1 protein-coding gene is annotated in these 523 nt (G+C 74.4%); it reads right to left on the reverse strand.

Going from position 1 to position 523, the window contains the following annotated elements; all coding sequences use genetic code 11:
• Positions 1-523 (reverse strand): AMP-binding protein (locus tag ADK55_RS39860; RefSeq protein WP_159041467.1); only part of this gene is annotated, 523 nt, incomplete at both ends.

Genomic DNA, 523 nt, shown 5'->3' on the forward strand with positions numbered 1-523 from the left:
TCGATCTCGCCCGGTTCGATCCGGTGCCCCCGGATCTTGAACTGACCGTCCGCCCGGCCCAGGAACTCCAGGTTCCCGTCGGCGCCCCAGCGGACCCGGTCGCCCGTTCGGTACATCCGCGTACCCGGGTCTCCGTACGGGTCCGCGACGAACCGCTCCGAGGTCAGCGCGGCCCGACCCAGGTAGCCCCGGGCCAGACCCCGGCCCGCGACGTACAGTTCGCCCTCCGTCCCCACCGGGACGGGGCGGAGCGCGGAGTCGAGCACGTACGTGCGCGTGTTGGGGTCGGGGCGGCCGATCGGCGCGGGCCCCGGACGTGACGGATCGGCCGACCACAGCGTGGAGTTGACGGTCGCCTCGGTCAGCCCGTAGGCGACGACGATGCGCACCCGCCCGGCCCAGCGGGCGATCAGCTCGCCCGGCACGGCCTCCGTGCCGACGACGAGCACCGAGCCCTCGGGCAGTTCGCACTCCGGGGGGAGCGCCGACACCAGCGACGGCGGCAGGATCATGTGCGTGGCGC

Source organism: Streptomyces sp. WM4235, assembly GCF_001279725.1.
Classification (GTDB): domain Bacteria; phylum Actinomycetota; class Actinomycetes; order Streptomycetales; family Streptomycetaceae; genus Streptomyces.